At 72.3% G+C, this 26,385-nt stretch carries 28 protein-coding genes and 1 pseudogene; 12 read left to right on the top strand and 17 right to left on the bottom strand.

What is annotated here, in order from left to right; all coding sequences use genetic code 11:
• Positions 1-75: 75 nt before the first annotated feature.
• The gene (locus ACQP17_RS01895; protein WP_433854612.1) at positions 76-2,403 is read right to left on the bottom strand and encodes a bifunctional glycosyltransferase/CDP-glycerol:glycerophosphate glycerophosphotransferase; all 2,328 of its coding nucleotides are present in this window, start codon (positions 2,401-2,403) and stop codon (positions 76-78) included.
• Between the two features lie 368 nt (positions 2,404-2,771).
• On the opposite strand from ACQP17_RS01895, the gene ACQP17_RS01900 reads away from it, so the two are divergent.
• Both ACQP17_RS01900 and ACQP17_RS01905 read left to right on the top strand, forming a co-directional pair.
• Positions 2,772-3,284 carry a VanZ family protein gene (locus ACQP17_RS01900; RefSeq protein ID WP_433854613.1) on the top strand — a complete coding sequence of 171 codons (513 nt, stop codon included), beginning with the start codon at positions 2,772-2,774 and terminating at the stop codon, positions 3,282-3,284.
• Between the two features lie 98 nt (positions 3,285-3,382).
• The gene (locus ACQP17_RS01905) at positions 3,383-4,468 is read left to right on the top strand and encodes a hypothetical protein (protein ID WP_433854614.1); all 1,086 of its coding nucleotides are present in this window, start codon (positions 3,383-3,385) and stop codon (positions 4,466-4,468) included.
• A gap of 12 nt (positions 4,469-4,480) precedes the next feature.
• Here the strand turns inward: ACQP17_RS01905 and ACQP17_RS01910 are convergent, their stop codons facing one another.
• The 8 genes from ACQP17_RS01910 to gvpO all read right to left on the bottom strand — a co-directional run bounded on the left by ACQP17_RS01910 (position 4,481) and on the right by gvpO (position 8,134).
• Positions 4,481-4,798: a gas vesicle protein K gene (locus ACQP17_RS01910; protein WP_364881817.1), complete on the bottom strand. Its 318-nt coding sequence runs from the start codon at positions 4,796-4,798 to the stop codon at positions 4,481-4,483.
• Entirely contained in the window at positions 4,795-5,025 is a 231-nt protein-coding gene (locus ACQP17_RS01915; RefSeq protein WP_364881814.1) for a gas vesicle protein, read from the bottom strand. Before ACQP17_RS01915 ends, ACQP17_RS01910 begins: the two co-directional genes overlap by 4 nt.
• Before the next feature lie 2 nt (positions 5,026-5,027).
• Positions 5,028-5,873 carry a GvpL/GvpF family gas vesicle protein gene (locus ACQP17_RS01920; protein WP_433854615.1) on the bottom strand — a complete coding sequence of 282 codons (846 nt, stop codon included), beginning with the start codon at positions 5,871-5,873 and terminating at the stop codon, positions 5,028-5,030.
• On the bottom strand, positions 5,870-6,232 hold the full coding sequence (locus ACQP17_RS01925) for a gas vesicle protein (RefSeq protein ID WP_433854616.1): 363 nt from the start codon (positions 6,230-6,232) through the stop codon (positions 5,870-5,872). Before ACQP17_RS01925 ends, ACQP17_RS01920 begins: the two co-directional genes overlap by 4 nt.
• 103 nt (positions 6,233-6,335) lie before the next feature.
• Positions 6,336-6,584: a gas vesicle protein GvpG gene (locus ACQP17_RS01930; RefSeq protein WP_433854617.1), complete on the bottom strand. Its 249-nt coding sequence runs from the start codon at positions 6,582-6,584 to the stop codon at positions 6,336-6,338.
• Positions 6,562-7,308, bottom strand: a complete 747-nt coding sequence (locus ACQP17_RS01935) for a GvpL/GvpF family gas vesicle protein (protein WP_433854618.1) — start codon at positions 7,306-7,308, stop codon at positions 6,562-6,564. The genes ACQP17_RS01930 and ACQP17_RS01935 overlap by 23 nt, the downstream gene beginning before the upstream one ends.
• 5 nt (positions 7,309-7,313) lie before the next feature.
• Positions 7,314-7,775 carry a gas vesicle protein GvpJ gene (gene gvpJ / locus ACQP17_RS01940; protein ID WP_433854619.1) on the bottom strand — a complete coding sequence of 154 codons (462 nt, stop codon included), beginning with the start codon at positions 7,773-7,775 and terminating at the stop codon, positions 7,314-7,316.
• 35 nt (positions 7,776-7,810) lie between these two features.
• A complete protein-coding gene (gene gvpO, locus ACQP17_RS01945) occupies positions 7,811-8,134 on the bottom strand; it encodes a gas vesicle protein GvpO (RefSeq protein ID WP_433854620.1) in 324 nt (107 codons plus the stop codon).
• 142 nt (positions 8,135-8,276) lie between these two features.
• On the opposite strand from gvpO, the gene ACQP17_RS01950 reads away from it, so the two are divergent.
• On the top strand, positions 8,277-8,897 hold the full coding sequence (locus ACQP17_RS01950; protein ID WP_433854621.1) for an L-threonylcarbamoyladenylate synthase: 621 nt from the start codon (positions 8,277-8,279) through the stop codon (positions 8,895-8,897).
• Positions 8,898-9,026: 129 nt separating this feature from the next.
• Here ACQP17_RS01950 and ACQP17_RS01955 read toward each other — a convergent pair.
• Positions 9,027-9,715: pseudogene (locus ACQP17_RS01955) on the bottom strand (peptidoglycan bridge formation glycyltransferase FemA/FemB family protein).
• A 131-nt stretch (positions 9,716-9,846) separates the two neighbouring features.
• On the opposite strand from ACQP17_RS01955, the gene ACQP17_RS01960 reads away from it, so the two are divergent.
• Together ACQP17_RS01960 and ACQP17_RS01965 are read left to right on the top strand one after the other, a co-directional pair.
• Positions 9,847-11,034: a glycosyltransferase gene (locus ACQP17_RS01960; RefSeq protein WP_433854622.1), complete on the top strand. Its 1,188-nt coding sequence runs from the start codon at positions 9,847-9,849 to the stop codon at positions 11,032-11,034.
• An 86-nt stretch (positions 11,035-11,120) separates the two neighbouring features.
• Positions 11,121-11,765 carry a TetR family transcriptional regulator gene (locus tag ACQP17_RS01965; RefSeq protein ID WP_433854623.1) on the top strand — a complete coding sequence of 215 codons (645 nt, stop codon included), beginning with the start codon at positions 11,121-11,123 and terminating at the stop codon, positions 11,763-11,765.
• A gap of 23 nt (positions 11,766-11,788) precedes the next feature.
• Here the strand turns inward: ACQP17_RS01965 and ACQP17_RS01970 are convergent, their stop codons facing one another.
• Complete coding sequence (locus tag ACQP17_RS01970) at positions 11,789-11,968, bottom strand: hypothetical protein (RefSeq protein WP_433854624.1); 180 nt, start codon at positions 11,966-11,968, stop codon at positions 11,789-11,791.
• Positions 11,969-12,104: 136 nt separating this feature from the next.
• Here ACQP17_RS01970 and ACQP17_RS01975 point away from each other — a divergent pair, with 136 nt between their 5' ends.
• Both ACQP17_RS01975 and ACQP17_RS01980 read left to right on the top strand, forming a co-directional pair.
• Entirely contained in the window at positions 12,105-12,698 is a 594-nt protein-coding gene (locus ACQP17_RS01975; protein ID WP_433854625.1) for a carbonic anhydrase, read from the top strand.
• A 49-nt stretch (positions 12,699-12,747) separates the two neighbouring features.
• Positions 12,748-14,211 carry a SulP family inorganic anion transporter gene (locus ACQP17_RS01980; RefSeq protein WP_433854626.1) on the top strand — a complete coding sequence of 488 codons (1,464 nt, stop codon included), beginning with the start codon at positions 12,748-12,750 and terminating at the stop codon, positions 14,209-14,211.
• Positions 14,212-14,300: 89 nt separating this feature from the next.
• On the opposite strand, the gene ACQP17_RS01985 is transcribed toward ACQP17_RS01980, so the two are convergent.
• From ACQP17_RS01985 to ggt, 5 genes are all read right to left on the bottom strand, one after another.
• A complete protein-coding gene (locus ACQP17_RS01985) occupies positions 14,301-15,551 on the bottom strand; it encodes a GNAT family N-acetyltransferase (protein ID WP_433854627.1) in 1,251 nt (416 codons plus the stop codon).
• 157 nt (positions 15,552-15,708) lie between these two features.
• Entirely contained in the window at positions 15,709-16,386 is a 678-nt protein-coding gene (locus tag ACQP17_RS01990; RefSeq protein ID WP_433854628.1) for a DUF305 domain-containing protein, read from the bottom strand.
• 91 nt (positions 16,387-16,477) lie between these two features.
• Positions 16,478-16,915: a DUF6153 family protein gene (locus ACQP17_RS01995; protein WP_433854629.1), complete on the bottom strand. Its 438-nt coding sequence runs from the start codon at positions 16,913-16,915 to the stop codon at positions 16,478-16,480.
• A 79-nt stretch (positions 16,916-16,994) separates the two neighbouring features.
• The gene (locus tag ACQP17_RS02000) at positions 16,995-17,798 is read right to left on the bottom strand and encodes an N-acyl homoserine lactonase family protein (RefSeq protein WP_433854630.1); all 804 of its coding nucleotides are present in this window, start codon (positions 17,796-17,798) and stop codon (positions 16,995-16,997) included.
• 171 nt (positions 17,799-17,969) lie between these two features.
• Positions 17,970-19,814: a gamma-glutamyltransferase gene (gene ggt, locus ACQP17_RS02005; RefSeq protein ID WP_433854631.1), complete on the bottom strand. Its 1,845-nt coding sequence runs from the start codon at positions 19,812-19,814 to the stop codon at positions 17,970-17,972.
• Positions 19,815-20,247: 433 nt separating this feature from the next.
• Here ggt and ACQP17_RS02010 point away from each other — a divergent pair, with 433 nt between their 5' ends.
• The 4 genes from ACQP17_RS02010 to ACQP17_RS02025 all read left to right on the top strand — a co-directional run bounded on the left by ACQP17_RS02010 (position 20,248) and on the right by ACQP17_RS02025 (position 24,557).
• A complete protein-coding gene (locus ACQP17_RS02010) occupies positions 20,248-22,209 on the top strand; it encodes an amino acid transporter (protein WP_433854632.1) in 1,962 nt (653 codons plus the stop codon).
• Positions 22,210-22,388: 179 nt separating this feature from the next.
• Entirely contained in the window at positions 22,389-22,916 is a 528-nt protein-coding gene (locus tag ACQP17_RS02015) for a universal stress protein (protein ID WP_433854633.1), read from the top strand.
• Between the two features lie 123 nt (positions 22,917-23,039).
• Positions 23,040-23,456, top strand: coding sequence for an STAS domain-containing protein (locus tag ACQP17_RS02020; protein ID WP_433854634.1), 417 nt, complete (start codon positions 23,040-23,042; stop codon positions 23,454-23,456).
• Between the two features lie 243 nt (positions 23,457-23,699).
• Positions 23,700-24,557, top strand: coding sequence for an RNA polymerase sigma factor SigF (locus ACQP17_RS02025; RefSeq protein WP_433859810.1), 858 nt, complete (start codon positions 23,700-23,702; stop codon positions 24,555-24,557).
• Between the two features lie 92 nt (positions 24,558-24,649).
• On the opposite strand, the gene ACQP17_RS02030 is transcribed toward ACQP17_RS02025, so the two are convergent.
• The gene (locus ACQP17_RS02030; RefSeq protein ID WP_433854635.1) at positions 24,650-25,492 is read right to left on the bottom strand and encodes a DUF1206 domain-containing protein; all 843 of its coding nucleotides are present in this window, start codon (positions 25,490-25,492) and stop codon (positions 24,650-24,652) included.
• A gap of 190 nt (positions 25,493-25,682) precedes the next feature.
• On the opposite strand from ACQP17_RS02030, the gene ACQP17_RS02035 reads away from it, so the two are divergent.
• The gene (locus tag ACQP17_RS02035) at positions 25,683-26,384 is read left to right on the top strand and encodes a class I SAM-dependent DNA methyltransferase (RefSeq protein ID WP_433854636.1); all 702 of its coding nucleotides are present in this window, start codon (positions 25,683-25,685) and stop codon (positions 26,382-26,384) included.
• The last annotated feature ends 1 nt before the right edge of the window (position 26,385 follow it).

Genomic DNA, 26,385 nt, shown 5'->3' on the forward strand with positions numbered 1-26,385 from the left:
CGAAGATGCCGCGGCGCCGGCCGGGAGGTCCCGGCCGGCGCCGTGCCGTGCGGTCGGCCGGGCGGTGGGGCCCGGTCAGCCGGTCAGTTGGGCGCCGGGGCGGTCGGGGGCGCCGTCCCCGGCGGACACGGGGGCGACGTCCGTCACGATCCGGGCGGCCTCCCGCGGGGCGGGCGCGGGCGTGCGCGCGGCGAGCGGCAGAGGGGCGGGGGCCAGTTGCTGGTCGCCGAGGAAGACCCGGCGGACGACCCGCTCGGCGGCGTGCCCGTCGTCCCACATGCAGAAGCGCGCACGGAACGCGGCGCGCAGCCCGGCGGCCGCCTCGTCGTCCCAGCGGCCGCTGCGGAACACCTCGATCAGCTCGTCCTCGCCGGTGGCGATCGCCCCCGGGGTGTCGCCCGGATTGCCGGAGAGCAGGTCGAAGGTGACGCCGCGGGAGCGCACATAGGTCTCCCAGTCGTCGGCGTAGGTGACGATCGGCCGGTCGAGATCGGCGTAGTCGAACATGATCGACGAATAGTCGGTGACCAGGGCGTCCGCGGCGAGGCACAGCTCCTCGACCGAGCGGTGCCGGGAGACGTCGATCAGCGCCCCGCGCTCCTGGAGTTCCTGCAGGTGCGGGTCCTGGCCGTAGAAGTAGTGGGTCCGCACCAGGAGGACGAACTCCGGGCCGAGTTCCCTGGTGACCCGCTCCAGGTCCAGCTGCGGCACATAGCCGACCTGGTAGTCACGGACGGTCGGGGCGTAGAGGACCGCGGTGGCGCCGGGTGCGATGCCCAGGCGTGCACGGATGTCGAGGACGTCCCGGGCGCCGGTCCGGAAGAAGACGTCATTGCGGGGATAGCCGGCGTCGACGGACTCGAAGTCGCAGGGGTAGACCCGCTCCCACTGCTCGGTGGTGTGCTGGTTGGCGGAGAGCGACAAGTCCCAGCGGTCGGCGCGGGCCAGCAGCCTGCGCATGCTCATACCCTTGGCGGCCGCCGGGTACTGCTGCTGGTCGGTTCCCATCCGCTTGAGCGGGGTGCCGTGGTGGGTCTGGAGATGGATCTGCCCCGGGCGCTTGACCACGGCGTCCGCGAAATTGACGTTGTTCACGAAGTACGTCGCGCGCGCCATCACCTCCCAGTAGCGCGGCGAATTGACGACGACATGGTCCATGCCGTCCGGCACGGTGTCCGCGAGGTCCTCGCGCACGACCCATACGCCGTGGAGGTGGGGCGCCAGTTCCTTCGCCTTCTCGTAGACGGCGAGCGGATTGCAGGACGGGGTGCGGTTCCAATAGGCGCTGAAGACGGCCAGGTGCGGGTCGAGAGGGCGCTTCAGCTGCTTCCGGTAAAAGCTGTCGGATGCCCGCTTGTTCAGTGCGCCGCGTGTCCTGCGCAGCCGCTCCTGGCCGTTCTTCCGGGTACGGCTCATCAGGTTCACGGCCTGGAAGAGACGGTACGAGCCGCGTTCCAGCGCGTGGAACTGCCGGGCGTCGACCTCCGCGGGCGGAGTGAATCCGGCGGGCTTGTGGCGCCGGTACATCGCCGCGGCACGGCGGAAGAACTCCGGCCGGTCCTGGACCGGGACACGGCTCTCGCGGGCGCCGGTGAACAGGAAATGGCTGATCATTCGCTCGAAGAACAGCGGCCGCAGCTCCGCGAGGTCGGGCCGGCCGTCGAGGAAGTCGAAGAGCCTCTGATACTGCTCGAATATCGTGAAGTGCTTCCGGCCGGGCGTCTTCATGGAATTGCCGTGGCGGCGCTGGCGGTAGTCCACACAGGCGTGGTCCAGACACACCGCGCGCTCGGCGGTGAGCATGGTCGTGTAGACCATGAGGGCGTCCTCGTAGAGCCCGTCCGTGTACCGGAAATGGTGGTCGACGAAGAAGCGGCGACGGAACGCCCGGTTCCATACGACGGCGAACATCTGGAAGAACTCGGTGCGCTCGGCGGGCCGGAACACCTCCGCCCCGGCCTCGGCGAGGAGTTCGCGGGCGGCACTGGGCTGGACCGCGTGCCACCAGTAGCTGCGCACATGGTCGAAGAGCAGCAGGTCCGGGTCGGCGGCGCCGGCCAGGCGGTCGGCCATCGCCCGCAGCGCCCCCGCGGTGAGGGTGTCATCGCTGTCGAGGAACAGCAGGTAGTCCCCGCTCGCCCGCTCCACGCCGGTGTTGCGGGCCGCGCCGATGCCGCGGTTCTCCTCGTGGCGCACGGTGAGCACCCGCGGGTCGCGGGCCGCGTACTCCGCCAGGATGCCGCTGCTGCCGTCCGGCGAGCAGTCGTCGACCGCGATGACCTCGAAATCGGTGAAGTCCTGCGCCAGCAACGAGTCCAGGCACTCGCGGAGGTAGCCCTGCACGTTGTACACGGGGACGACGATGCTGAAGCGCGGGGCGGATCTGAGGCCCGTTTCGGGCATGGCGGGGTTACTCCTAGAAGCGGTCGGCCGCGTCACGCGGGCCGGAATTCCTGTTGACTGTGGGTGTGACAAGCGAAAGGACCCGCGGGTTGCACCCGGCCGGGGTGCCCCTTCTGTTGTGTCCATCACACCCGGGTCGCCCGCGCGGCAGCGTCGGCAGTACCGCATGCCGCGCCGCGGCACCACGCGCCGGCCGCCGGTGACGTATTTCACGGCACACAAATGAACGCGCCACTCGCGTCGCGCGTCCCTCCATATACACCCTTATGTGCCTGGAATGCCGATGAATACCTCCCGCGCACCGGCTTGTGAGCGCCGCTGCCGCGAGCGGTTTTTGGGAGGTGAAAACCCGGAAGGACGGTCTGCGCGTGTCGCTTTCCCTCGCAATTGCTGCCGGCGTCCTCGGCAGCGTGCTGATCGCCGTATGGACCACGCTGGCCGACCGCCCCCGCCGTATCGCTCACCGCGTGGTGGCTTCTCTGGGATGGCTGTGGGCCGCCTGCGTCATCGGGCTCACCTTCGGCACCCGGTCCGGCGGCGGCCAGGCGGTGAATCTGGCGTTGCTCGATCTGGGCAACCCCGCGGACCTCGTCGATTTCCTGCTGAACATGGCGATGTTCGCGCCCGGCGGCATTCTGTTCGGCGTGCTGCGCACGGGGCTGTGGCAGGCCGGTGCGTTCGTCTTTCTCGGTTCCCTGGCCATCGAGGTCACGCAGTATCTGACCGCGTCCGGCCGCACCGCCGATCTCAACGACCTCCTCTCCAATACCGTGGGTGGCATGGCCGGTTATGTGTGCGCGGCGGCCGTCGGAAAGGTCACGCACGAAATCGGGCGGCGGCACCGCTATGCGCATGAGGTCGAGCGGCTTTCCCGTCTTTAGTCCACGGCCGCCGGGTCGGCCGCCTCGCGCGCAGCGCGCCCCGTACGCTTCCCCCGTCGGCGCCGCCGGGGCGGCGTGCGCGAGAGGAGCGGACTGCGGTGCGCGTACTGCTGGGCATCGCGGGTGCGGTGATCGTGCTCGGGATCTTTTCCTCGGTGCTGCACGCGCTGGTGATTCCGCGGCCGACGCGGCACGGCTTCAGCCGCTCCGTCCAGCGGCTGGTGCAGTGGCCGTTCCGGCTGCTCGCCGACCGTCTGTCGAGCGTCGAGGCCAAGGACCGGGTGCTCGCTCCCATGGCGCCGCTGGTCATCGTCGCCACCCTGATCAGCTGGCTGCTGGCGTTCCTCGCCGGCTATGCGCTGCTGGAGGCGGCGGTGAGCCGGCTCGGTCTCCGGGAGGCGCTGATCGAGGCGGGTTCCTCGCTCTTCACGCTCGGCTTCGCCAGTGGAAACCGCGTGACGCTGAACGTCATCGACTTCTGCGCCGCCGCGACCGGCCCCATCGTGATCGGCCTGCAGGTGGGTTATCTGCCCACCCTCTACGCCGCCTATCAGCGCAGGGAAACCGAGGTGACGCTGTTGCAGGCGCGGACCGGGAGCCCGCCGTGGGGGCCGGAGATCCTCGCCCGCTACGCGCAGGTCGACCTGCTGGACCGGCTCACCGAACTCTTCCGGAACTGGGAGCGCTGGAGCGCCGAGGTGAGCGAGAGTCACACCACCTACCCGATCCTGATCCACTTCCGCTCCCCCAAGGTGTCCCGCAACTGGCTGATCGCGCTGCTGGCCGTCATGGACGCCGCGGCCCTGCAGCTGGCGTTCCACCCCTCCCGGCCGCAGGCCGAGGTGCGGATGGCGCTGCGGGCGGGCTTTGTGTGCCTGCGCGAGATCGCCGACACCGAGGGCATCTCCTACGACCGTGATCCCCACCCGGACGATCCGCTGCGGCTGGACTACGAGGACTTCCTGCGGGGCGTGGAACGGATGCGGGCCCAGGGCTACCCCATGGAGCGCACGCCGCTGGAGGCCTGGCCGCACTTCCGCGGCTGGCGGGTCAACTACGAGCCGCTCGTGCACCGGCTGGCGCGCGACATCGAGGCGGTGCCGGCGCCGTGGTCCGGAACGCGCCGCACGACGACGGACACCTACGCCCCGCGCACCCCGGTCGACCGCCGCCCCGTCGGGTAGGGCGGTGCGGCCTCAGTCGCGGGGCAGCAGCGAACCGAGCGGCCCGAGGTCGAGGTTGAGGTCCTCCAGCCGCAGTCCGTGCTGGTCGCACAGTTCGGTCATCCGCGCTTCGAGGTGCATCAGCGTCTCCCCGATCCGCTCCACCTGCGCCTCGCTCAGGTCGCCCTGTTCCACCCGGCGGATCGCCTGACGCTCCATCAGCTGTCGGAGGAGTTCGACGACGGTGAGCACCAAGGACGCCAGATCGCGGCCGACCTGGTCCCGGTCGATGTCGAACCGGCCCGGGGCGCGGTCCGTGCTGCCGGGGGCGAGGTCCGTCCGCGCGCTCACAGCGGGCCCCCGTCCGCCCACGGCGCGGGCATCCGCTCGCTGACCGACGACAGCAGCGCGTGCAGCGAGAGCCGCACCAGGGGCACATCCGCGATGGCGATGACCAGATCGCCGCTCACCACGACCCCCGTGGACAGCAGGCGGTCCAGCAGGTCGACGAGGGGGACGCCGAGCGGGCCCGCGAGCGGTTCGGGCGTCTCCCAGGGCACGGGCTCGTGCGGGGACACACTCACACCTCCCCGACGAAGGAGTACGGCACCCAGGGTCCGGACAGCTCGATCTCGGCTCCGGTCCGGGCGCGCCAGGCCCCGACCTCCGCCGCGAGGTCCGCGGCGCGTTCGTGCGGAAGCAGGTACGCGGCGTTGAGGATCTGCCGCCGGGCCGCCGTCCCCGTCAGCTCCTGGCCGTGCGTGCGCAGCCGGCGGGCCGCGGTGGCCAGGCGGCTCAGCGCGGCGTCGATGTCCTCGGCGGTCCGCAGGGCCTGGTCGTGGCGGTGTTCGCGGGCCCGGTGGAGTCCCCGCTTGCGTTCCAGATAGGCGCGGCCCGCGCCGGGGGCGGCCTTCGCACCGGACTGCGGGGCGTCCGGGCCCGGGGCCTCCGGGGCCGGGTCGGCGGGCGGCCGGGGGGATCCGGCGGGCAGCGAGACCTTCACGCCCCACTCGGCGTGTCCCGCGATGCGGTCCAGCACCGCGGTGAAACGGGCCGCGTCCGCCCCGAGGGCCTCGCGCGCTCGCTCGTCGCTGCGGTAGAGGGTGGCGAGCGCCAGCGGTGCCGTGGGCCCGCCCGCGGCGGCCGCGACCACCACCTCGTGGTGGGCCCGTGCGCACCGTTCGAGTTCCGTACGGTCCGACAGCCGCTGCTCCCAGGCCTCCTGGGTGAACTCCGCCGCGGGGACGTGCTGGACGACCGCCGTGAGCGGGCCGCACCGCAGAGCCCGTACGGGAAAGCCGTCGGCGAGCCCCGGCAGCGCGGACAGCCCGGCCGGGGCGATCTGCCGGCACACGGCGTAGACGTAGGTGGCGGTCTCGGGGATCGGCCCGTTCGCCTGCGGTGCGGTGTGCTGCGTCGTCGTCATGTGCCGACCGTGTCCCCGGTGCGTGCGGAGTGCGCCGGGCCATTGCCGTCGGCGGACTCCAGCGCGGCCACCCGCTCGCGCAACTCGCGGTTCTCCGCGCGCAGTTCGCTGTCCATGGCCCGGGAGCTGAGCGCGGGATCCGTCTCCCACCAGTCGATGCCGGCCTTCCTGGCCGTCTCCACCGAGGACACGAACAGCCGCAGTCTGATCGTGAGGAGTTCGATGTCCAACAGGTCGATCTTGATGTCGCCGGCGATGACGATGCCCTTGTCCAGGACGCGTTCGAGGATGTCGGCGAGGTTGGTGGTGCCCGGTCCGTTGGCGGGCGGGGCACCCGGCCGGTGGTCGACAGCGGTCATCGGGTCACCCGCCTCCCCGGCTCCCGGCCACGGCCCGGAGCGGCGGCGCGGGATTCCTCGGTCGGCCTCACGGTCTGTCCCCTCTCCTTCGGCAGTCGGCCGCTCAGCACCCGTGCAACAGGTCGAGCAGCTGCTCCTCTTCGCGTTCGAAGGCCTCGGCGCTGAGGTGGCCGGCTTCGAATTCATGGTTCAGGGCGGCGAGCCGGGCGCGGACCAGCGACGGGTCGTGCAGCTCGTGGTCGGCCGCCTGGGCGAGCTGATCGGCCACCCAGACCACTCCGCGCACGGGTGCGAGCGGCAGCGTGAGCACCGCGCCGAGCAGCCCCATGTCAGACGCCGAGCGGCGCGGCACAGGGCAGCGGCTCCAGGAAGCTGTAGCACGGCAGGGGCCCGGCCACCCGCAGCACGACGCGGTCCTGCCGTCCCCGGGCGAGGTGCTCGGCCGCCGCGACGAATCCGGCGCTGTCACCGCGGTCCACCAGGAACGACACGTTCACCTGGCAGCCGGGGACCTCCGGGCCGGCGCACACGGCGTGCGCCGTGGACGACAGTTCCCGCACGATCTCCCGGCCCGCTTCGGCCGCCCGGCGCGCCAGCGCGGTGGCCACCGCCTCGCCCAGCCGGACGTTCGCCTCGTAGCTGGGCCGCCGGCGTACCGCCTCGCGCAGCCGGCGGATCGTGGCGTCGCCCTTGACGAGCGCGGGCAGTGCCTCGTCGGCCTGCAGTGCCTTGACGTTGATCTCGACGCGGCCCGCGACGCCGTCCAGCGCGGCCAGATGGCGGTCCTCGGCCTCGCTCAGCTGCCGGCGGACGACCGCCTCGTCCGGTGCGACCATGCCGAAGCGCATCGGCAGGACCGGCCCGTCGGCCGCCAGCGCCAGCAGCAGCTCCTGGTGTGCGAGCAGGTCGCGGCGGCGGGCCCGCAGCTGTGGCGGGGCCGGGCTGACGACCGCGGCGAGCCGCCCCGCCGTGACCGTTCCCACGGTCCCGGGAGGGTCCCCGACTCCGCCCGGGGCGGCGGCCAGGGGGTGTCCGGCGCGGACGATGCCGTAGACGTAGATGCCCTCGTCGCTCACGGTGTTCAGTCCTCCTCTGCGCGCCGCCGGCGGGAGGCGGCGCCCGTGCGGGCGGTGCTGCGGCGGCGCTGCGGCTTCTTCTCGGCGTCCTCGTCCGAGTCGTCGCCCGCGCCCACCGCGGAGCGGACGGTCTCGCCCACGGATTTGGCGGCGTCCTTGACCTTGCGCTTTCCGATGCCCTTGGCGGCCTGGCCGCTGAACAGCTCGGGCACGGTGACACTGCCCGAATCCCGCTCCAGATCGAGCCGGTTGCACGCCTCGGCGAACCGCAGATACGTGTCGACGCTGGCGACCACGATGCGGGCGTCGATCTTGAGGATCTCGATCCCCACCAGGGACACCCGTATGAAGACGTCGATCACCATGCCCCGGTCGAGGATCAGCTCCATGACGTCGTACAACGTGCCTGCCCTGGGCGGGCAGGGGACCACCTCACCGGACAGTCCGGCATACGTCGTGGTGCCCATCCGAGGTGTCCTTTCAGCAGGTGGCGGCGGGGTGCTCACTCATCTGCCGCACCGCGCCGGTAGCGGCGGGTGCGGTAGTACTCGAGCAGCTCGCCGTCGGCGTCGAGCCGCACCTCGTACGTCGCGAGGAGACTGGTGGTGTCGGGGATGCGGAGCAGCTCCAGCACGTCCACCTCGACGCACCAGCCGTGATCGGTCCGGCGCACCGCGGTGACGCCCTCGGCCTGATGGCTGATCAGGCCCTGGAGGAGTTCGGCGGCGCGGCGGGCCATCTCCCCGGGCGCGTTGCCGGAGTCCTCGGTGCGCTTGCGGGCAGCCGGCGACGATGACCGAGTCCGCGTGCGGGATTGCTCTGCCATGCCCCTCAGTCTCGTCGTCCTCCGGGCCCGCGCATCCTGAGCGCGGCCGGACGGTGACAGGGGGTGGTGACCGGCGTGGCCGCCCCGGAAACCCCGTGGTCGCCCCAGGGGCACGACGGCGCTGATCACCTACACTCGGCGGATGGCAAAGTATTTCGACGTGCACCCGGAAAACCCGCAGCGCCGCACCATCAGCAATGTGGCGGACAGCATCCGCTCCGGCGCGCTCGTCGTGTACCCGACGGACTCCTGTTTCGCTCTGGGATGCCAGCTGGGCAGCCGGGACGGCATCGCCCGGATCCGGTCGATCCGCAATCTCGACGACCGTCACCACTTCACCCTCGTGTGCCAGAACTTCGCCCAGCTGGGGCAGTTCGTGCACATCGACAACGACGTGTTCCGCACGATCAAGGCGTCGACCCCCGGCAGCTACACCTTCATCCTCCCCGCGACGAAGGAGGTGCCGCGCCAGCTGATGCACCCGAAGAAGAAGACGGTCGGGGTCCGGATTCCCGACCATGCCGTCGCCCAGGCCCTGCTCGCCGAACTCGGCGAGCCGCTGCTCTCCAGCACCCTGCTCCTGCCCGACGAGGAGGAGCCGATGACCCAGGGCTGGGAGATCAAGGAGCGGCTCGACCACGTGGTGGACGCGGTGCTCGACTCGGGTGACTGCGGCACGGAGCCGACCACGGTCCTCGACTTCTCCGGCGGCGTCCTCGACATCGTCCGCCGGGGCGCGGGCGACGTCACGCGCTTCGAGTAGGCATCCCGGAGGGGCCCGTCCCCCCGAGGGCGGCGCGCCGTCCGTGACGCCGGCACCCGTGGGCAGGCCCGTCCGTGACGCCGGCACCCGTGCGCGGGCCCCGCGCCCCGGCCGTCGGCGGGGGGCGCCTCAGCGCCTGGACAGGTAACGGCCGACGGCCTTGTGCAGGAGCTTGTGGAGCGAGCGGGTGGTCCCACTCGCCGAGGTATTCCACGGCCTGGCCGCCGGTGCCGACCTTGAAGCGGGGCAGCCCCAGGAGGGGGTTCGCCTCGTCGAGGGTGCCGGTGATGCCGCGGAAGTCGCAGAGTTCCGCGCCGAGTTCGCACGCGTCGGTCATCATCCGCCACTGCAGCGCGTTGTGCGGCTGGACCTCGCGCCTGCGGCTGGTGGAAGCGCCGTAGCGGTTCGTGCGAGGTCGCCTCGACGTCGCCCGGCCGCCGCGTCCGCGGGTCGGCGATCGCCGCCTTGACCACGTCGGCGCTCCAGCGGCGTGTCACCACCGGCGGCCCCATCCTGACCGAGAAGGCACACCGCGACTTCAGTCGCGCGAGCAGCGGCTCCCGCCACCGTTCGAGGTCCGGTGCGTGCCAGTCGATGGCCCGCCGCCGACAGGCGAGGGAGCGCCGCAGCTTCGGCACAGCGCGTCACAGCTCCCAGCACCGGTCCGGCCCCGGCGAGGCGGCCGCTCTCGTCGAACCGGCCCAGGCTCTCCGCCCGCCGGTCCGGCTTCACCGCGCCCACGCGGGCACGTGAAGCTCGCCGGCTGTCACGCCCCTCCCCCGGATGTGCCGCGTGCCCTCAAAGGGCCTTTTCCACAGGGGCGTTGGCCGTCTTGTCAGTCCTGGGTGATAGATTCTCAACACTTGTTGAGTTTCTTGGAATCGGCCGTGGAGACCGCGGCGGGGCGCCGCGCGCGGCGCTCGGGTCCGCATCGTGGAGAGCGAGCATCATGCGCATTCTCATCACCGCACAGGCGAGTTATTCGCATCTGGCCCCGCTGGTGCTGCCCGTGGCGGAAGCCGCCCGGCGGGCGGGTCATAAGGTGGCCGTCGCCACCGGGGCCGCCGTCGTCGAGCACATAGAGAAGCGGGGAATCACCGCGTTCACGCTGCCCGACGTCAAGGCGCTGGGGGACGTGATGCAGGCGGGCAGGCTCCAGCGTCCGGAGGGCATGGAGAACATCGGTTCGGTGACGGTGGAACTGCAGCCGGAGTTCTTCGCGGCGGCCTTCATCGGGGAGCTGGCCGGCCCCTGCGCACAGGGCGTTCTCGACCTGGCGCGGGACTGGCGGCCGGACCTGATCCTGCACGAGTCGACGGAGTACGGCGGCTATCTGGCGGCCGAGCGCCTCGGCATTCCGCACGGGGCGCTGGACATCGCCCCGATGGCGCCCTACGCCCACCCGGCCGTCAAGGACGCCCTCAACCGGCAGCGCACCGCACTCGGTCTGGAGCCGGTCGCCGACTCCTGGCACCCCTTCCGCGCCTTCCGCGCCGGGGTCGTTCCGGAGGACTTCTACCCCACGGTCAGCCGGCTGCCCGGCGCCCGCCACTACCGGGTGCCCGCCCAGGCGTCGCGGGGCGCCCTCGACCCGGACATCGCCCGGCTCCCCGTCGACCGGCCGCTCGTCCTCGCCACCCTCGGCTCGAACGCGCCGCGGCTGCCCGGCGGCGCCTCCACCCTGCTGCACACCATCATCGAGGCCCTCTCGGAGCTGCCGGTCACCGGTGTCGTGGCGCTGGGCGCGGAACGCGATCCGCAGCAGTGGGAGGGACCGCGCGCCGACAACGTCCATCTGACGTCGTTCGTCCAGCAGGAACTCCTGCTCCAGTCCAGCGATCTGTTCCTGACGCACGCGGGCTTCAACGGGACCCGGGAGGCGCTGTCGGCCGGAGTGCCGATGGTGGCCGTGCCGCTGTTCGCCGAGCAGTCGCACAACGCCGCCCGGCTCCAGGAGCTGGGTGTCGGCGTCCGGCTCAAGGCCGAGGACGTCACCCGCGAGACGCTGTCCACGGCCCTGCGCACCGTGCTGCAGGACGACTCCTACCGCTCCCGCGCCCAGGGCTTCCAGCGCCGGGCGCATGCACTGCCGGACCTCGACCGGCTGGTGGAGGACGCGGCGGCGCTGGCCGGCTGAGCCGGGCGGCCGTCGCGGCACGAGACCCCGGTGCCGCGCGGAGGTGCTTGTAGCATCAGGGCCCGGCACCGGAAAGGGGACCGATTGTGACCTGCGCCGATGCAGCGGCGAACGCGTCCGGACAGGCCGCGCCGCACCACACCGGCGCGGACGGCCCGTGCGCGGAGGCGGCGCTTCCGGAGCGCAAGGGCGAGCGCACCCGTCGGCGCATCCTGGCGGCCGCGCGGCGCAGGTTCGCGGAGGTCGGCTACGAGCGGGCCACCATCCGTGCCATCGCGGCCGAGGCCGAGGTCGACAAGTCCTCCGTCATCCAGTATTTCGGCAGCAAGCAGGAGCTGTTCCGCGAGGCCGTGCGCTGGCGCCTCCCGCCCGACGCCCTCACCACCGGCGACCCCGGCCAGGTGGTGGAGAACCGGCTGCGCGGCATGCTGGACCACTGGGCGGCGGATCAGGACACGCCCATGGCGGTGCTGCTGCGGACCAGCATGACGAGCGAGGAGGCCGCGGAGCTGCTGCGCCGCCATGTCACCACGGAGGTGACCGATCATCTCGCCGCCGCCATCGACGGCCCCGAAGCGCGGCTGCGCGCCGCGCTGTTCGGCGCGATGATGATGGGCATCGCCTCGCAGCGGCATCTGCTGCACCTGCCCGACCTGGCCGAGGCCGACGTGGAGGACATCGTGCGGCTCGCGGCTCCCCTGCTCCGCGGCCTGATCGCCCCGGAGGCTTAGCCCCGGGGCGCCGACCGGCCCGCTCACACCGGCGCGTCGAGTGTGCGGGGCAGGGAGCGCAGGCGCGTGCCCGTGGCGTGGTGGACGCCGTTGGCCACCGCGGCCGCGATGTCGACGAGGCCGACCCCGCCGACGGTGCCGCCGGCGATCTGGCTGGATAGGCGCCGCAGCGGCACAGGTCCGGCCGCGCACCGCGGCACCATGGGCGCGAGCCGCCCCGGCACCAGCAGGAACGGACTTCAGCTTGGCTTCAGGTGGGCTCTGACACGGTCTTGGAATACGGCCGCCGGACCAGCGGCGGCCCGTCCACGAGTCGACAGACCGAAGGAGCCGGCCGACGTGCAACTGCTCATGGAGAACGCCAGGAGATTCGGCGAGCGGGCCGAGGAATTCCGCCGTTTCGCGGACGGACAGGCACCGCAGGCCCTCTTCATCACCTGCTCGGATTCCCGGGTCATTCCGTCGCTGTTCACCGGCGCCGGGCCGGGGGAATTGTTCGAACTCCGCACCGCCGGCGGCATTGTGCCGGCCTACGACGCCGAGCGGTGCTCGGGCGAGGCCGCGACGATCGAGTACGCCGTCGAGGTCCTCGGCGTCGAGCACATCGTGGTGTGCGGCCATTCGCACTGCGGGGCCGTCGGCGCACTGCTGCGCGGCGAGGACCTGACCGCCGTACCGGCCCTGCGCACGCTGCTGGACAACGAGCCTCCGCCGCGCGCCGCCGACGCGGTCGCCGGCCGCGATCCCGGCGATCCGATCGTCGAGGCCGTCCAGGCCCATGTGCGGACCCAGATCGAGCGGCTGCGCGGCTACCCGTGCGTGGCGGCCCGTGCCGCGGACCGTCCGCTGCACCTTCACGGCTGGTGCTACGAGGTCCACACCGGCCGGGTCACCGCCCGCCGCGCCGGCCAGGACGGCTTCGGGCCCCTCTGAGCCCGGCGCAGCATCGTCTCTCTCCCTGACCCACCGACGAAAGGTTCTGATGCTTCCCCCTGTTCTCGGACGCGACCTCGGCGCATCCGTGGTCGTCCTTCTGGTCGCCCTCCCCATGAGTGTCGGTGTGGCGGTGGCCTCCGGCCTGCCCGCCGAGGCCGGTCTGCTCACCGGCATCGTCGGCGGCCTCGTCGTCGGGCTGCTGCCCGGCAGCACCCTCCAGGTCAGCGGCCCGACCGCCTCACTGACCGTCCTGGTCCTCGAAGCCGTCAAGACCTACGGCGTCGCGACGCTCGGTGTCATCGTCATCGCCGCCGGCCTGCTGCAGGTGCTGCTGGGCGCGCTGCGGTGGGGGCGGTGGTTCCGAGCGGTGTCGGTTTCCGTGGTGGAGGGGATGCTCGCCGGTGTGGGCCTGGTCATCATCGCGGGCCAGGTGTACGCCCTGGCCGACCGGACGGCCCCGTCGAGCGGAACGGGCAAGATCACCGGCATACCGGGCCTGGTGACCGGGGCTTTCCAGTCCCCGCAGTCGCTGTCCGCGCTGGCGATCGGTGTCGCGACGATCGCGGTCATGGTGCTGTGGCGCAAGGCGCCGCGGGCCCTGCGCACGGTGCCCGGCCCCCTGGTGGCCGTCGCCCTGGCCACCGGCGCCACCGCGCTCCTCGGTCTGAACGTGCAGAAGGTGCAGGTCAGCGGACTCCTGAAGGCCGTGCACCTGGTCAATCCGGGGGACTTCGGGCAGCTGGCGCAGGTCGGGGTCCTGGGAAGTGTGATCGCCATCGCCCTGATCGCCTCGGCGGAGACCCTCTTCAGCGCCGCGGCCGTGGACCGGATGGACCGCGGCCCGCGCACCGACTACGACAAGGAGCTGATGGCTCAGGGAGCGGGCAACGCCCTGTGCGGCGCCCTGGGCGCGCTTCCGATGGCGGCGGTCATCGTCCGCAGCTCGGCCAATGTCGACGCCGGCGCACGCACCAAGGCGTCCCGGGTCCTGCACGGCGTGTGGCTGCTGCTGTTCGCCGCGCTGCTGCCCTTCGTCCTGTCCGTCATCCCCATGGCGGCGCTCGCCGGGGTGCTGGTCCACGCGGGCTGGAAGCTGCTGCCGCTGGACCGGATCCCCGCCCTGTGGCGCGAGCACCGCTCCGAGGCGGTCGTGCTGGTCGCCACCGCGCTGGCGATCCTCCTGGTGAACATGTTCGAGGGGGTGCTGATCGGTCTCGCCCTCTCCGTGGCCAAGTCGGCCTGGGAGGCCTCGCACCTGCGGATCCGCACACGGGACACCGGCACCGGCCCGATCACCGTGTCGCTGAGCGGCAACCCCACCTTCCTCCGGCTGCCGCGGATCCTCGACACCCTGGAGGAGCTGCCGTCGGACCGTCCGGTGGAACTCGACCTGTCCGGCGTCCGCCACCTCGACCACGCCTGCGCCACGGCCCTGACGGCCTGGACCGAGCGGCACAACCGGTCGGGCCCGGAAGCGCACATCATCAAGGAACCGGTGAACTCCGCATGAAGTGAGACGAGTTGGCACAGGGGCCCGGCGTCATCCGACGCCGGGCCCGTCGTTGTCGCGCGCCGCGTTCGTCGCCCTTGGCGCGGGGCTCAGTACGCGGGGAAGGCCCAGCCGCCGGGGTAGAAGGGCTCCCGGGCACCGCGGAAGGCGGTGGAGGCGTGGGCCAGTGCGCCTGGCCGGAGTTCTTCCACCAGGCCCGCGGCGGCGAGAGCGGTGAGGGTGGTACCGCCGAGGTAGGCCGCCCCCAACTCAGCTGCGGTGAGCCGAAGTTCGGGGGCTGCGGAGGTGCGTGCACAGCGGGCTGCTTCGCCGTCCGCCTGCAGCCGGTAGCGGCCGGTGTTCCAGGGGCAGAAGCGGTCCTCGACGTCCAGGACCACGTCCAGCGCCGTGGTGTACCGGCGCCCCGCCAGCGCGCGGTCGACGTCGACGAGCCGTACCCACAGGCGATCCACCTCGCCGGAACGCACCGCCCGGGGGTCGGTCAGCAGATGCGGCAGGGGCTCATCCACCGCCGCCTCGTAGGCGATCCACGGCACCAGGTCGATCCCGGCGAGGAAGCGCCACAGCGCGGCGTACGCCGTCCGGGAGACCGCCGTCAGCTCCATGACCTGCACGACGCCGGCGTTCGCGCCGAAGATGTCCCGTTCGCTCTTGAGCCGGTAGAGGGCGTACCCGGTGGCCCGGCCGTCCGGTTCCCGGTGCACGGCGTACCGCAGGGCACCGGCGCCGTCCCGCGCCTGCGGCTCGTCGTGGAGGCGGACGTCCCACAGGCGGGCGGTACGGGCGGGCCAGCCGACCGCGCCGAGACGCACCCGCTCGTACACCGCCTCGATCATCGGACGGGCCTGCGCACGGTCCAGCAGCCGGATGTGTCCCGCCCCGAAATCCGTGCCGGGGCGGAAGACCATGGCGCGTTTGTCGCCGCGCAGCGGGGCTCCGCGCGACGACGGGCCGTAGCCGTACCGCCCGTAGATCCCGGCCTCGGCGGGACGGAGGACGGCGATCGGCTCCCGGCAGCCCTCGTGCAGTGCGGTGAGCTGTCTGCGCATCATCGCGGTGAGGATGCCGCGGCGGCGGTGGGTGGGGGCCACACCGACCCAGGTGACACCCGCCACGGGCAGCACGGCCCCGGGCACCGTCAGCGAACGGGTGCAGGCCGCTGCCCCGGCCACGGGAGTGTCACCGTCGAATGCCGCGAGGGTCCGGTCGAGTTCGACGGTGTCGCGTTCGCGGGCGAGGTCTTCGTCGGACCGGTCCTCGCCATAGGTGTCGGCGATGACGCGGGCCCAGATCGCGAACTCGGCATCGGTGACGGGGCGAAGCGGAAAGGAATCAGGCACGGACGCCTGTGTAGTCGATGTCGCGGCACGGGCGCGAGGGAGTTTCCCGGGCGGCGGGCCGGAGCCGGGCCGGCCGACGGACCCGGCCCGGCCGCCGCGCACCCCCGTGCGGGCCTGCCGGCGACAGGCCCGCAACGGGGTTGCGTACGGAGCGGGTTCAGAGTCGGTCGAGGAGCCTGCGCAGCATGGCGACCTCGGCGGTCTGGTGCTCGATGACGTCACCGGCGAGCTTCTTGGCGGTCGCGTTGCGGCCGTTGCGCCGCTCGTCCCTGGCCATGGTGACCGCACCGTTGTGGTGGCCGATCATCATCCGCGCGAACTTCTTGTCGAAGTCCTTGCCGCGGGCGGCCTTGAGGTCCGTCATGTCCTTCGCGGACATCATCCCGGCCATGCCGGGCATGCCGTCCATGTCGCCGCTGCCGTGGTCCATGCCCGGCATGCCGTGCGCGGACGGCGCCGGCGCGCCCCACGCCTTGAGCCATGCCCGCATGGTCGTGATCTCGGGTCCCTGGGCCTTGGCGATCGCCGCCGCCAGTGACGTGATCTCCGGGTCGGAGGCCCTGCCGTCGGCCAGCCGGGCCATGGCGACGGCCTGTTGGTGGTGCGGGATCATGCTCTGCGCGAAGGTGACGTCCGCGTCGTTGGACGCCCCCGGGGCCGGGTTCGACGCGGACTTCCGCGCGGTGGTGGGTGCGTCGCCGCTCCCTGGGGCCGTGTTCTTCGCGTCGTCACTGCCGCATCCGGCGAGCAGCAGGGCTCCCGTGGCGAGGATCCCGACGGCCGCGAGACGGCGGCGGTGGCGGGGACGAGGGACGGCGCGCTGGACGGAGTTCATGGAAAGACACCTCGTGTGGTCGGTGCTGCGGATTTCTGGCGTGCGCGGCGTCGCGGACCGCGCGCAGTGCGCGGCCGCGAGTCGGGTCGGCCTAGATCCGCAGGACGGACAACCGGGTGAGATCGGGAGGGGCGGGCGGCGGGGCGGGCCGCGGCAGGACGACGGCCTTCGCGAGAAGGTCCGCCGGCCATCCGGGGGTCCGGGTGAGCGCCGCGCCCAGCAGCATCATGAGCGCCCCACCGCCGAGCACCGCCAGGCACAGCGAGGCCATGTTCATCCCCGTGCCGGGCCCCGGGGTGTAGTGGGAGGACGGCTCGCCGGACGTTCCCCGGCCCGCGGAGTGGGCGGGCGCGCCCTGCCGCATCGGGGTGCCGGAGACGGCGGGCGCCCCGGACATCGCCGCCGTGCCGGTGGTGTGGCCCGCGGCCATGGCATGTTCACCGGCCGCCGCGGCCCCGTCGGGATGGCCGACGGTATGCATCACGAAGACGCCGACCGCGAGCACCACGACCAACAGCAGACGCGCCATGGCGCCCCCTGCTCGCACGCACCGTCCCGTATGCACCGCCGCCGGACCTCCCGGGTGGGAGCGTACCCAACCCGGCGGATCAGGCGGCGCGTCGGGGCCTGCGGACGCGGTCGACCGCCCGCCGGACTCGACCGGGAGCCTGACCCGACCGGGCAGCAGTCTCCCGCACGTGGGGGCGCCAGGGGGCGGCCGGCGGTTCCCACAGGGCGCCGTCATGGGCGAAGAGCACCCGCCGTGGGTCGAAGCCGGTGAGACGGTCCCACCACGGGTGGGCGGGAGGTTGCACGTCCGCGCCGTCCCGGGCGGCGCGATGGGCGAGGTGGTCCGTGGCGAAGTCGGACGCGCGGTCGTAGGCCTGGCCGGCGAGGAGCACGGTGCCGTCGCCCCGGCGGACCACGAGGGACTGGTGTCCTGCGGTGTGGCCGGGCGTCGGGACGATCCAGATGCCGGGCAGGACCTCGGCCTCGCCGGTGAGTTCCTCGTAGCGGGCGCCGGGGAAGTCGATGAGGGCGTCGATCGTGTAGTCACCTTGGCGGGCGGTGGCCAGCTCCGTCTCCTGGACCAGGATCGGCTTGCCGCCCAGCAGGGGGTTACCTCCGCAGTGATCGAAGTGGAGGTGGCAGTTCACCACCAGCGAGATGTCGGAGAGGGTGACACCGGCCGCCGTGAGGGCGTCTTGCAGCGGGCGCCGCCGGGGGCGGTAGTGGGCTTCGGTCCCGGGGTCGGCGTGGCCGATGCCGGTGTCGAAGAGGAGCAGACCCCGCGCGTGGCGGACCAGGTAGGCCAGCACGGGCTCCACGCGCGGGAGCGGGCCCCCGGTCTCCGAGGCGGGCCGGATGAAGTACCCGAGGTCGAGGCGGCGTACCGCCGAATCGTGCGCCATCGGGTCATCCTGACAGCCCGTCACGTCGGACAGCGGGCGTTCCGCCGACGGCGGACAGGAGCGCCGCACGGGGTGGCGGAACGCGGCCGACGCCCCCGAACGCGGCCTCGTCCCCCGCCGCTCGAAGGCGCGACGGGGGACGACGGGGGTTCAGCGGGGAGCGGTCGGGCGTCAGCGGGAGTCGTGGAGGACCATGGCCGACCCGCCGCCGCGGCGCTCGGGTTCGGCCACCGCTGTCATCTTGCCCTTGGGCAGGAACTCCAGCGCGGCCACCGCCCCGATCTCCGGTGACGGCGTGAAGGCCTTCGGGGCCAGGACGAACCGGTGGCCCATCGCCTCCAGCTTCTTGCGTTCGGGGGTGTCGAAGAAGGCGGGTTCGGCTTCCGTCTGCGCCGCGTTGCGCTGCGACAGGCGCGGCGCGGCGACCGCCGCCGGCAGTGACATGCCGAGGTCGAGCCGGTTGACCAGGGTCTGCAGCACGGTCGTGATGATCGTGGCGCCGCCCGGCGAGCCGACGGCGATCATCGGCTTGCCGTCCCGCAGGATGATCGTCGGCGACATGCTGCTGCGCGGGCGCTTGCCCGGGCCCGGCAGGTTCGGGTCCGGCGTCCCCTTGGTCAGGGGCGCGAAGTCGAAGTCGGTCAGCTCGTTGTTGAGCAGGAAGCCGCGGCCGGGCACGGTGATGGCCGAGCCGCCGGTCTGCTCGATGGTCAGGGTGTAGGAGACGACGTTGCCCCAGCGGTCCGCGGTGACCAGGTGGGTGGTCGACGGTCCCTCATGAGGTTGCTTGCTGCCGGTCTTCTGCGTGCAGCCGGAGTCCGGGTGGCGGGGGTCGGCGGGGGCCAGCGGGCTCTTCAGCGCCTTGTCGGAACGGATCAGGCAGGCCCGGCTCTTGGCGAACTCCTTGGAGAGCAGCGGCTTGGTGGGCACGTCCGACGCCGCCGGGTCGCCCACCCAGCGATTGCGGTCGGCGAAGGAGATCCGGCTGGCCTCCAGGTAGTGGTGCAGCGCCTGGGTCTTGTCGGCCTTGGAGAGGTGGAAGTTCTCCAGGATGTTCAGCGCCTCACCGACCGTGGTGCCGCCCGCCGAGGACGGGGCCATGGAGTAGACGTCCAGGCCGTGGTACTTCGTCCGGGTCGGGTCGCGGCGCTCGGTGGTGTAGCGGTCGAGGTCGCTCTGCTTCATCAGGCCGGGCCGGTCCTTGTGCTCGGCGCCGGGGGCCACCGGAGGCTTCTGGACGGTGCGCACCACATCACGGCCGATGCCGCCGTGGTAGAGCGCGCCGACGCCCTCATCGGCGAGTTGCCGGTAGGTCTTGGCGAGGTCCGGATTGCGGAAGCGGGAGCCGACGACCGGGAGCTCGCCCTTGGGCAGGAACAGGTCCGTGGTGGACTTGATGTTGCGGAAGCGCTTCTCGTTCATGGCCGTCTGGGCCCGGAACTCCTTGTTGACCACGAAGCCGTCGTCGGCGATCCGGGTGGCCGGGCTCAGCGCCTTGGACAGGGAGACCGTGCCCCAGTCCTTGAGTGCCGTGTCCCAGGTGGCCGGCGTGCCGGGGATGCCGACCGACAGCCCCGAATTGATCACGTCGTCGGTGGGCAGCGGCTTGCCGGTCTTGGGGTCGCGGAAGGAGTCCGCGCGCATGGTGGCCGGTGCGGTCTCCCGCCCGTCGATGGTGCGTACCTTCTTGGCCTTGGCGTCGTAGTAGACCATGTAGCCGCCGCCCCCCACTCCCGCGGAGTAGGGCTCGACCACGCCGAGGGCCGCGGCGGTGGCCACCGCCGCGTCCACGGCGTTGCCCCCCTTGCGCAGCACCTCCAGCCCCGCACGGGAGGCATAGGGATTGACGCTGGACACCGCGCCGCCGCTGCCGGTGGCGACCGCCTTCTTCGCGGGCGCCGAGGGCGCTGATGCGGCGGCGGCCGCGGTCCCATTGGTGGTGCAGGACGTGGCCAGCAGGGAAAGACTGAGCGCTGCCGCGGACGCGGCGGCGACAGCGGCACGACGGACAGCCATATGGCCTCCAGGATTCGCTGAGGTGGCGTGCAGGAGAATTCCCGAAACCCTGGCACCGTTCGGGTGGCGGATCAACGCTGAGCTGCAAGGTTTGTGTGAGATCTGAGGTTTCCCCTCAGTAACCGGCCAGCGCGGGAGAAGGCCCGCGAGGCGGGGACGGAGGCGCGGGCGGAGGCGCACGGACAGGCAACTGGTGCCCTGGGAGAGGGCGTTGACGGCTCCCCCGGCCCGCGGCCGACCATCACGTCCCGTGGGCGGCTCCGTCAGGCGCTCACCCGGGCCGCCACAGCCCTGCCCCCACTCCGGTGGACACGGGCGCCGCCACGGCGGCGACTCCCCGGCGAGCAGGCCGTGGATGCGTAGCCTGACCTGGCCGTCGCGTCGATGGCTCGATCCTTTCGCGGTACGCCAGCGCTACGACAGGAGCTCAACGATGGCCGCCTCCGCCGGTTCACCGAGGACAGCGGTGCGCCCTCGCCTCCGGGCGTGGATGCTGGAGGGGCTGGCCGACATGGCCAAGAACCATCCCGGGCCGCACGCCACCCCGCAGAGCACCGCCCGCGGACAGCGGTGGTGGCGCGTGATGTGCCTGACCGGTGTGGACTACTTCTCCACCCTCGGCTATCAGCCGGGCATCGCCGCGCTGGCCGCCGGGTTGCTGTCGCCGGTCGCCACCCTCGTCCTGGTCGTGGTGACGCTCGCCGGGGCGCTGCCGGTGTACCGGCGGGTGGCCAGGGAGAGCCCGCACGGCCAGGGTTCGATCGCGATGCTGGAGCGGCTGCTGTCCTTCTGGAAGGGCAAGCTGTTCGTCCTGACGCTCCTGGGCTTCGCCGCCACCGACTTCCTCATCACGATCACCCTGTCGGCGGCCGACGCGGCCACGCACCTGGTGGAGAACCCGCACGTCAGCACGGCCCTGCACGGCCGGGAGCTGGTGATCACGCTGGTCCTGATCGCCCTGCTCGGCGCGGTGTTCCTCAAGGGGTTCCTGGAGGCGATCGGGGTGGCGGTCGCCCTCGTCGCCCTCTACCTGGGGCTCAACGCCGTCGTGGTCGGCGTGGGGCTGTGGCACGTGGTCACCGCGGCACACCTCGTCCCCGACTGGGCCCGGGCGCTGACCGCCGAGCACGGCAACGTGCCGGCGATGGTCGGTGTGGCGCTGCTGGTCTTCCCGAAGCTGGCGCTGGGCCTGTCCGGGTTCGAGACCGGGGTGGCGGTGATGCCCCACATCGAGGGCGACCCCGACGACACCGAGGAACGGCCGGCGGGGCGGATCCGCGGCGCGAAGAAGCTGCTCACGACCGCTGCCGTGATCATGAGCGTCTTCCTGATCATCACGAGTTTCGTGACCACCCTGCTCATCCCCAAGGAGGCCTTCCAGCCCGGGGGTTCGGCCAATGGGCGCGCCCTGGCCTACCTCGCCCACGAGTATCTGGGTTCCGCCTTCGGCACCGTGTACGACGTGTCCACCATCGCCATCCTGTGGTTCGCCGGTGCCTCGGCCATGGCCGGACTGCTCAATCTGATGCCGCAGTATCTGCCGCGCTACGGGATGGCGCCCCACTGGGCGCGGGCGGTGCGGCCGATGGTGCTGGTCTTCACCCTGGTGGCGTTCCTCGTGACCTGGCTCTTCGACGCCGATGTGGACGCCCAGGGCGGCGCGTACGCCACCGGGGTACTGGTCCTGATCAGCTCCGCGGCCATCGCCGTGACCCTCGCCGCCCGGCGGGCCGGCGAGCACGGCTGGTGGATCGGCTTCGCCGTGATCGCCGTGGTGTTCCTCTACACCACCGTCGCGAACGTCATCGAGCGCCCCGACGGCGTCAAGATCGGCGCCTGCTTCATCACCGGCATCATCCTGCTGTCGTTCCTCTCGCGCCTCGCCCGGGCCTTCGAGCTGCGGGTGACCAGCGTCGTGCTCGACGGGATCGCCGAGCGGTTCATCCGCGACATCGCCCAGCGCAGGATCCGCTTCATCGCCAACGAGCCCGACCGGCGCGATGTCGCCGAGTACCGCGACAAGCTCCAGCAGATCCGCGCGGACAACGACATCCCGGCGTCCGAGGACTTCGTCTTCGTCGAGGTCACCGTGGGCGACCCGTCCGAGTTCGAGAGCGAACTGCGGGTCCGCGGCGAGGTGCTGCACGGCCGCTACCGCGTGCTCTGCCTGGAGAGCCCGGCCGTCTCCAACGCGCTGGCCGCGCTGCTGCTGCACGTCCGCGAGGTCACCGGCGACCGGCCGCACATCTACTTCGAGTGGACCGAGGGCAACCCCTTCGCCCAGTTCCTGCGCTACTTCCTCTTCGGCCAGGGGGAGGTCGCCCCCGTCACCCGCGAGGTCCTCCGCGAGGCCGAACCCGACCGGGACCGGCGCCCGCGCGTCCACGTCGGCTGACCACCCGCGCCCGTCGGCCGTCGGCCGTCGCCCCACCCGACGGCCACGGCCGTCATGGCGGCGTCAGGGTCCCCGGTCCCCGCGTAAGGAAGGCGCCAAGGACGCGGCTGCGCCCCGCCGGCGGTCGTTCGATGAAGGCGAGGGAGCAGGCAGGACACCGAGCACGAGGAGCATGACCGATGGAGCGACCGGGCGTTCGACGCGTGGTGGCCGGGGTGAGTGGTTCGCTGGGGAGTCTGACGGCGCTGCACCGGGCCGCCGACGAGGCCCGGCTCCGCGGCGGCGATCTGCGGACCGTCCTGGCCTGGGAGCCGCCCGGCGGCGACATCGCCCACCGCGGCGGACCGTGCCCGGCGCCGTTGGCCGCCTGGCGCCGGATGGCCTGCACACGGCTGCTGACCGCGCTGGAGGACGCCTTCGGCGAGGCCGGGCCCGGTGTGCCCCTGGAGTGTCTGGTGGTGCTCGGGAAGCCGGGCACGGTACTGCTGGCGGCCGCCGACCGGAGGGACGATCTGCTGGTGGTCGGAGCCGGCGCCCGCGGCAGGCTGCGGCGCGCCGTGTGGCCCTCCGTCGCCCGCCACTGCCTCGCCCGCGCCCGCTGCCCGGTACTGGCCGTACCGCCCTCTCCCCTGCACCACGCCTTCGAGGCCGCACACCGCCGCAACACCTGGAAACTCCCGCTCGACACACGGGAGTTGGCGGAGTGACGAGCGGGCCCCCGACCTGCGCCGGCACCGCGTGCCACCGCGTCGTGCGCCGTCCCGACTGAAGGGAGGACGAGTGGGTACACGACCGCCACCGTTGATCAGTGGCGAAGGGATGAGGCACGCATGGTGAGCACCGATGAGTTGAGCGTCGAAGTGTCCGTCATCGATCCGCAGGTGGCGCTCGTGGTCGTGCAGGGCGACCTCGACGCGGAGACCGGCACCATGCTGCACCACCAGCTCGCCAATCAGCTGGTGCACGGCCGGCAGCATCTCGTACTCGATCTGCGGGCGGTGCCGTTCATGGACTCCTCCGGCCTGAACGTCCTGATCCGGGCGTGCAACGACACCAAGCGGGTGGACGGCAGCCTGCGGCTGGCCGCGGTCTCCCCCGTGGTCCTGCGGCTGCTCGACCTCACCGGACTCAGTGTCTCCATGCCGGTCCACGCCAGCCCCGAGGAGGCCCTCTTCGCGCTGGCGGCGGCCTCGCTGCCGCGGGGTGCGGAGGACGGGACGGAGGGCGGCCCGGACCCGGTGGGGTGAGCGGGGCACCGGCGCCGGTGCGCGGTGGTCCGGTCGTACGAAGCGCTCCACGACCGGCCACGCCCCGGCGAGTTGCCTGCCGGCCCACCGCAGGAGGCAGCCGCGAACCGAGAGGCGGCCGGCCCCCGGCCGCCTCGGGTGACGAGATGCGATCATGAGGCGCAGGTCACTTGCATGGAAGTGTTCATGGTGGGTAGGCGGGCGCTGTGCGTCCGCGTGGGCCGGGCGCGCGGGGAGGGCATGATGACCACCGTCGTGAACGACACCATGACCGAGCAGCACTCCGAGCTGGCCACCGCACTGCCGGAGGTCGAGTGCCCGAGCGCGGTGGCGCCGAGGGACGCGCGGGAGTTGTCGCGGCAGTTCTTCGACCGGCTGCGGTTTCTCGAAGAGGGCACGCACGAGTACCAGTACGCGCGGAACACCCTCATCGAGATGAACATGTCGATGGTGCGCTACGTCGCGCGCCGCTACCGCAATCGCGGCGACGACATGGAAGACATCATCCAGGTCGGCACGATCGGGCTGATCAAGGCGATCGACCGCTTCGACCTCTCCCGTGAGGTCGAGTTCTCCACGTTCGCCGTGCCGTACATCCTCGGCGAGATCAAGCGGTTCTTCCGTGACACCGGCTGGGCGGTGCACGTCCCGCGCCGGCTCCAGGAGCTGCGCAGCGACCTGGCGAAGGCCAAGGAAGCGCTCCACCTCCGCCTCGACCGCGACCCCACGGTCCACGAGCTGGCCGCCCATCTCCAGCTGTCCGAGGAAGAGGTCATCGAGGGGATCGTCGCGGCGAACGGCTACTCCGCCGGCTCGCTGGACACCCCCACCGACCCCGACCCCTCCCACCAGCGCCGCGCCCTGGCCGACGTGCTGGGCGAGGAGGACCCGGCCATGGGGGCCGTCGAGGACCTCCACACCCTCGCGCCGCTGCTGCAGCAGCTCGACGCGCGCGAGCGCCAGCTGATCGAGCTGCGCTTCGGCCAGGAGATGACCCAGTCGCAGATCGGCGAGGAGCTGGGCGTCTCCCAGATGCATGTCTCGCGGCTGCTCACCCGCACCCTGACCAAGCTGCGCACCGGCATGCTCAGCGACCGCTGACCGGAAGCGTTGTTCCGCGGGCGGGCCCCGGCCATCTGGCCGGGGCCCGCCCGCGGTCGTCGGTGCGGCGGGTCCGCACCCGCCGCGTCCCCTCAGAGCCGGCGCCACCGGGCCATGGCGAGGGAGAACGCGCCGAACAGGGCGAGGCCCACCGCGATCGCGACCAGCAGCCAGGGGCCGGCGGCGGTGTCGGCGAAGGAGCGGAGCGTGTCGTCCATGCCCTTGGCGCTCCCCGGGTCGTGGTGGGCCGCGGCGCGCACGGCGAACACCCCGGCCGCGGCGAACACACAGCCCCGGGCCGCGCCGCCCCCGACACCGAGCACATCGACGACCTGCCGAACGCGCCGCGGCATCTCCTCCCGCCGGAGGTCCTTGTGGAACCGGCGGCGGACGGCGCGCACCGCGATCCACGCCCCGGCGGCGGCGATGCCCACTCCGGCGGCCGCCACCAGCCACGGTCCGGCGGGGAGTTCGAGCGCCCGGGCGGTCGCGTCCCGGGACTGCCGGTCGCTGGCCCCGCTTCCGTCGCCCTTGCGGCCCGCGGCGAACGCCAGGACGGAGAACGAGACGGTGGCGTAGAAGAAGAAGCGGGCCAGGGACAGCAGCCGCTTGTGGGGCTTGTGCCCGTCGGGTCCCGAGGCGCCGATCAGCGCCTCGGTGAGGCGCCACAGGGCCATTCCCGCCAGTCCGAGGCCGAGTGCCCAGATCAGCGGGCTGCCGAAGGGCCGGGTGGCGAGTTCCGCCAGCGCCCCGCCCCGGTCCGCCTGTTCGTGGGAGTCGCCGAAGGCGATCCGCAGCGCCAGTACGCCGACGAGGAGGTAGATCACGCCCCGTGCGGCGAATCCGCAGCGTGCCGCGGTACGGATCGCGGTGCTGCGCGCACCGCGCCGGACCAGCCGGCCGCCCGCACCGGGTATCGCGGTTGTTGCGTCCATGTCGCCTCCTGAGTGCCTCGGCCCCGCCGTCGAGGATGTACTGCCGTCTGCCCCGGGCCCGCCGCACGAATCCCGGCCGCGCACCAGCCGGATGCGGCCGGGCCCGGCCCGCCGTCCGTACGGGCGGGGGCGCGGCGAGGGGGTGCATGATGGAGGTAATCGAATAGACGCACGTGAAGAGGCGTAATTCGTGAGCGAAGGATTCCTGGAGACCGGTTTCGAGGACGACGGGACCGGCACCGAGGGCGCGCGGCCCGACCGCGAGGGCCAGGCCGAGGCGTTCGATGCGATCGGTGACCGCTACGACGAGGCGTTCCCGTCCAAGGAGGGGCAGCTGGCGGCCGGCGCCTGGCTGATCGGCGCGCTGCCCGGCGGCTCCCGGGTACTGGACCTGGGCTGCGGGACGGGCCTGCCGTCCGCGCAGCAGCTGGTGGACGCGGAGTGCGAGGTGGTCGGTGTCGACCTGTCCCGCGGGATGATCGACCTCGCCCACAAGTACGTGCCCGACGCAACGTTCCACCGCCGTGACATCGCCGGCCTGACGCCCGGCGGCCCCGACGGGCTGGGCCGCTTCGACGCCGTCGCGGCCTTCTTCTCCCTGCTGATGCTGCCGCGGGCCGAGATCCCCGTCGTGCTGCACGAGGTCCACGACCTGCTGGTTCCCGGCGGCCTGTTCGCCCTGTCGATGGTGGAGGCCGACGTGGACCACTTCACGATCCCGTTCCTCGGCAACACCATCCGGGTGACCGGCTATCTGCGGGAGGACCTGCGCAAGGTCATCGAGGAGGCGGAGTTCGAGGTCGTCGAGGAGTCCTCGTACACCTACGCCCCGGCGATCTCGGACGTCCCGCCCGAGGAACAGCTCTTCCTCCACTGCCGGCGGCGCGACTGAG

The sequence above is a fragment of the Streptomyces kronopolitis genome, assembly GCF_050953795.1.
Classification (GTDB): Bacteria; Actinomycetota; Actinomycetes; order Streptomycetales; family Streptomycetaceae; genus Streptomyces; species Streptomyces kronopolitis_A.

Coding starts and splice junctions, on each gene's coding strand:
- ACQP17_RS01895 (WP_433854612.1), bottom strand. CDS start 2,403: ATGCCCGAAACGGGCCTCAGATCCGCCCCGCGCTTCAGCATCGTCGTC.
- ACQP17_RS01920 (WP_433854615.1), bottom strand. CDS start 5,873: ATGACGACGACGCAGCACACCGCACCGCAGGCGAACGGGCCGATCCCC.
- ACQP17_RS01925 (WP_433854616.1), bottom strand. CDS start 6,232: ATGACCGCTGTCGACCACCGGCCGGGTGCCCCGCCCGCCAACGGACCG.
- gvpJ (WP_433854619.1), bottom strand. CDS start 7,775: ATGGGCACCACGACGTATGCCGGACTGTCCGGTGAGGTGGTCCCCTGC.
- gvpO (WP_433854620.1), bottom strand. CDS start 8,134: ATGGCAGAGCAATCCCGCACGCGGACTCGGTCATCGTCGCCGGCTGCC.
- ACQP17_RS01950 (WP_433854621.1), top strand. CDS start 8,277: ATGGCAAAGTATTTCGACGTGCACCCGGAAAACCCGCAGCGCCGCACC.
- ACQP17_RS01960 (WP_433854622.1), top strand. CDS start 9,847: ATGCGCATTCTCATCACCGCACAGGCGAGTTATTCGCATCTGGCCCCG.
- ACQP17_RS01970 (WP_433854624.1), bottom strand. CDS start 11,968: ATGGTGCCGCGGTGCGCGGCCGGACCTGTGCCGCTGCGGCGCCTATCC.
- ACQP17_RS01980 (WP_433854626.1), top strand. CDS start 12,748: ATGCTTCCCCCTGTTCTCGGACGCGACCTCGGCGCATCCGTGGTCGTC.
- ACQP17_RS01990 (WP_433854628.1), bottom strand. CDS start 16,386: ATGAACTCCGTCCAGCGCGCCGTCCCTCGTCCCCGCCACCGCCGCCGT.
- ACQP17_RS01995 (WP_433854629.1), bottom strand. CDS start 16,915: ATGGCGCGTCTGCTGTTGGTCGTGGTGCTCGCGGTCGGCGTCTTCGTG.
- ACQP17_RS02000 (WP_433854630.1), bottom strand. CDS start 17,798: ATGGCGCACGATTCGGCGGTACGCCGCCTCGACCTCGGGTACTTCATC.
- ggt (WP_433854631.1), bottom strand. CDS start 19,814: ATGGCTGTCCGTCGTGCCGCTGTCGCCGCCGCGTCCGCGGCAGCGCTC.
- ACQP17_RS02010 (WP_433854632.1), top strand. CDS start 20,248: ATGGCCGCCTCCGCCGGTTCACCGAGGACAGCGGTGCGCCCTCGCCTC.
- ACQP17_RS02015 (WP_433854633.1), top strand. CDS start 22,389: ATGGAGCGACCGGGCGTTCGACGCGTGGTGGCCGGGGTGAGTGGTTCG.
- ACQP17_RS02020 (WP_433854634.1), top strand. CDS start 23,040: ATGGTGAGCACCGATGAGTTGAGCGTCGAAGTGTCCGTCATCGATCCG.
- ACQP17_RS02025 (WP_433859810.1), top strand. CDS start 23,700: ATGACCACCGTCGTGAACGACACCATGACCGAGCAGCACTCCGAGCTG.
- ACQP17_RS02030 (WP_433854635.1), bottom strand. CDS start 25,492: ATGGACGCAACAACCGCGATACCCGGTGCGGGCGGCCGGCTGGTCCGG.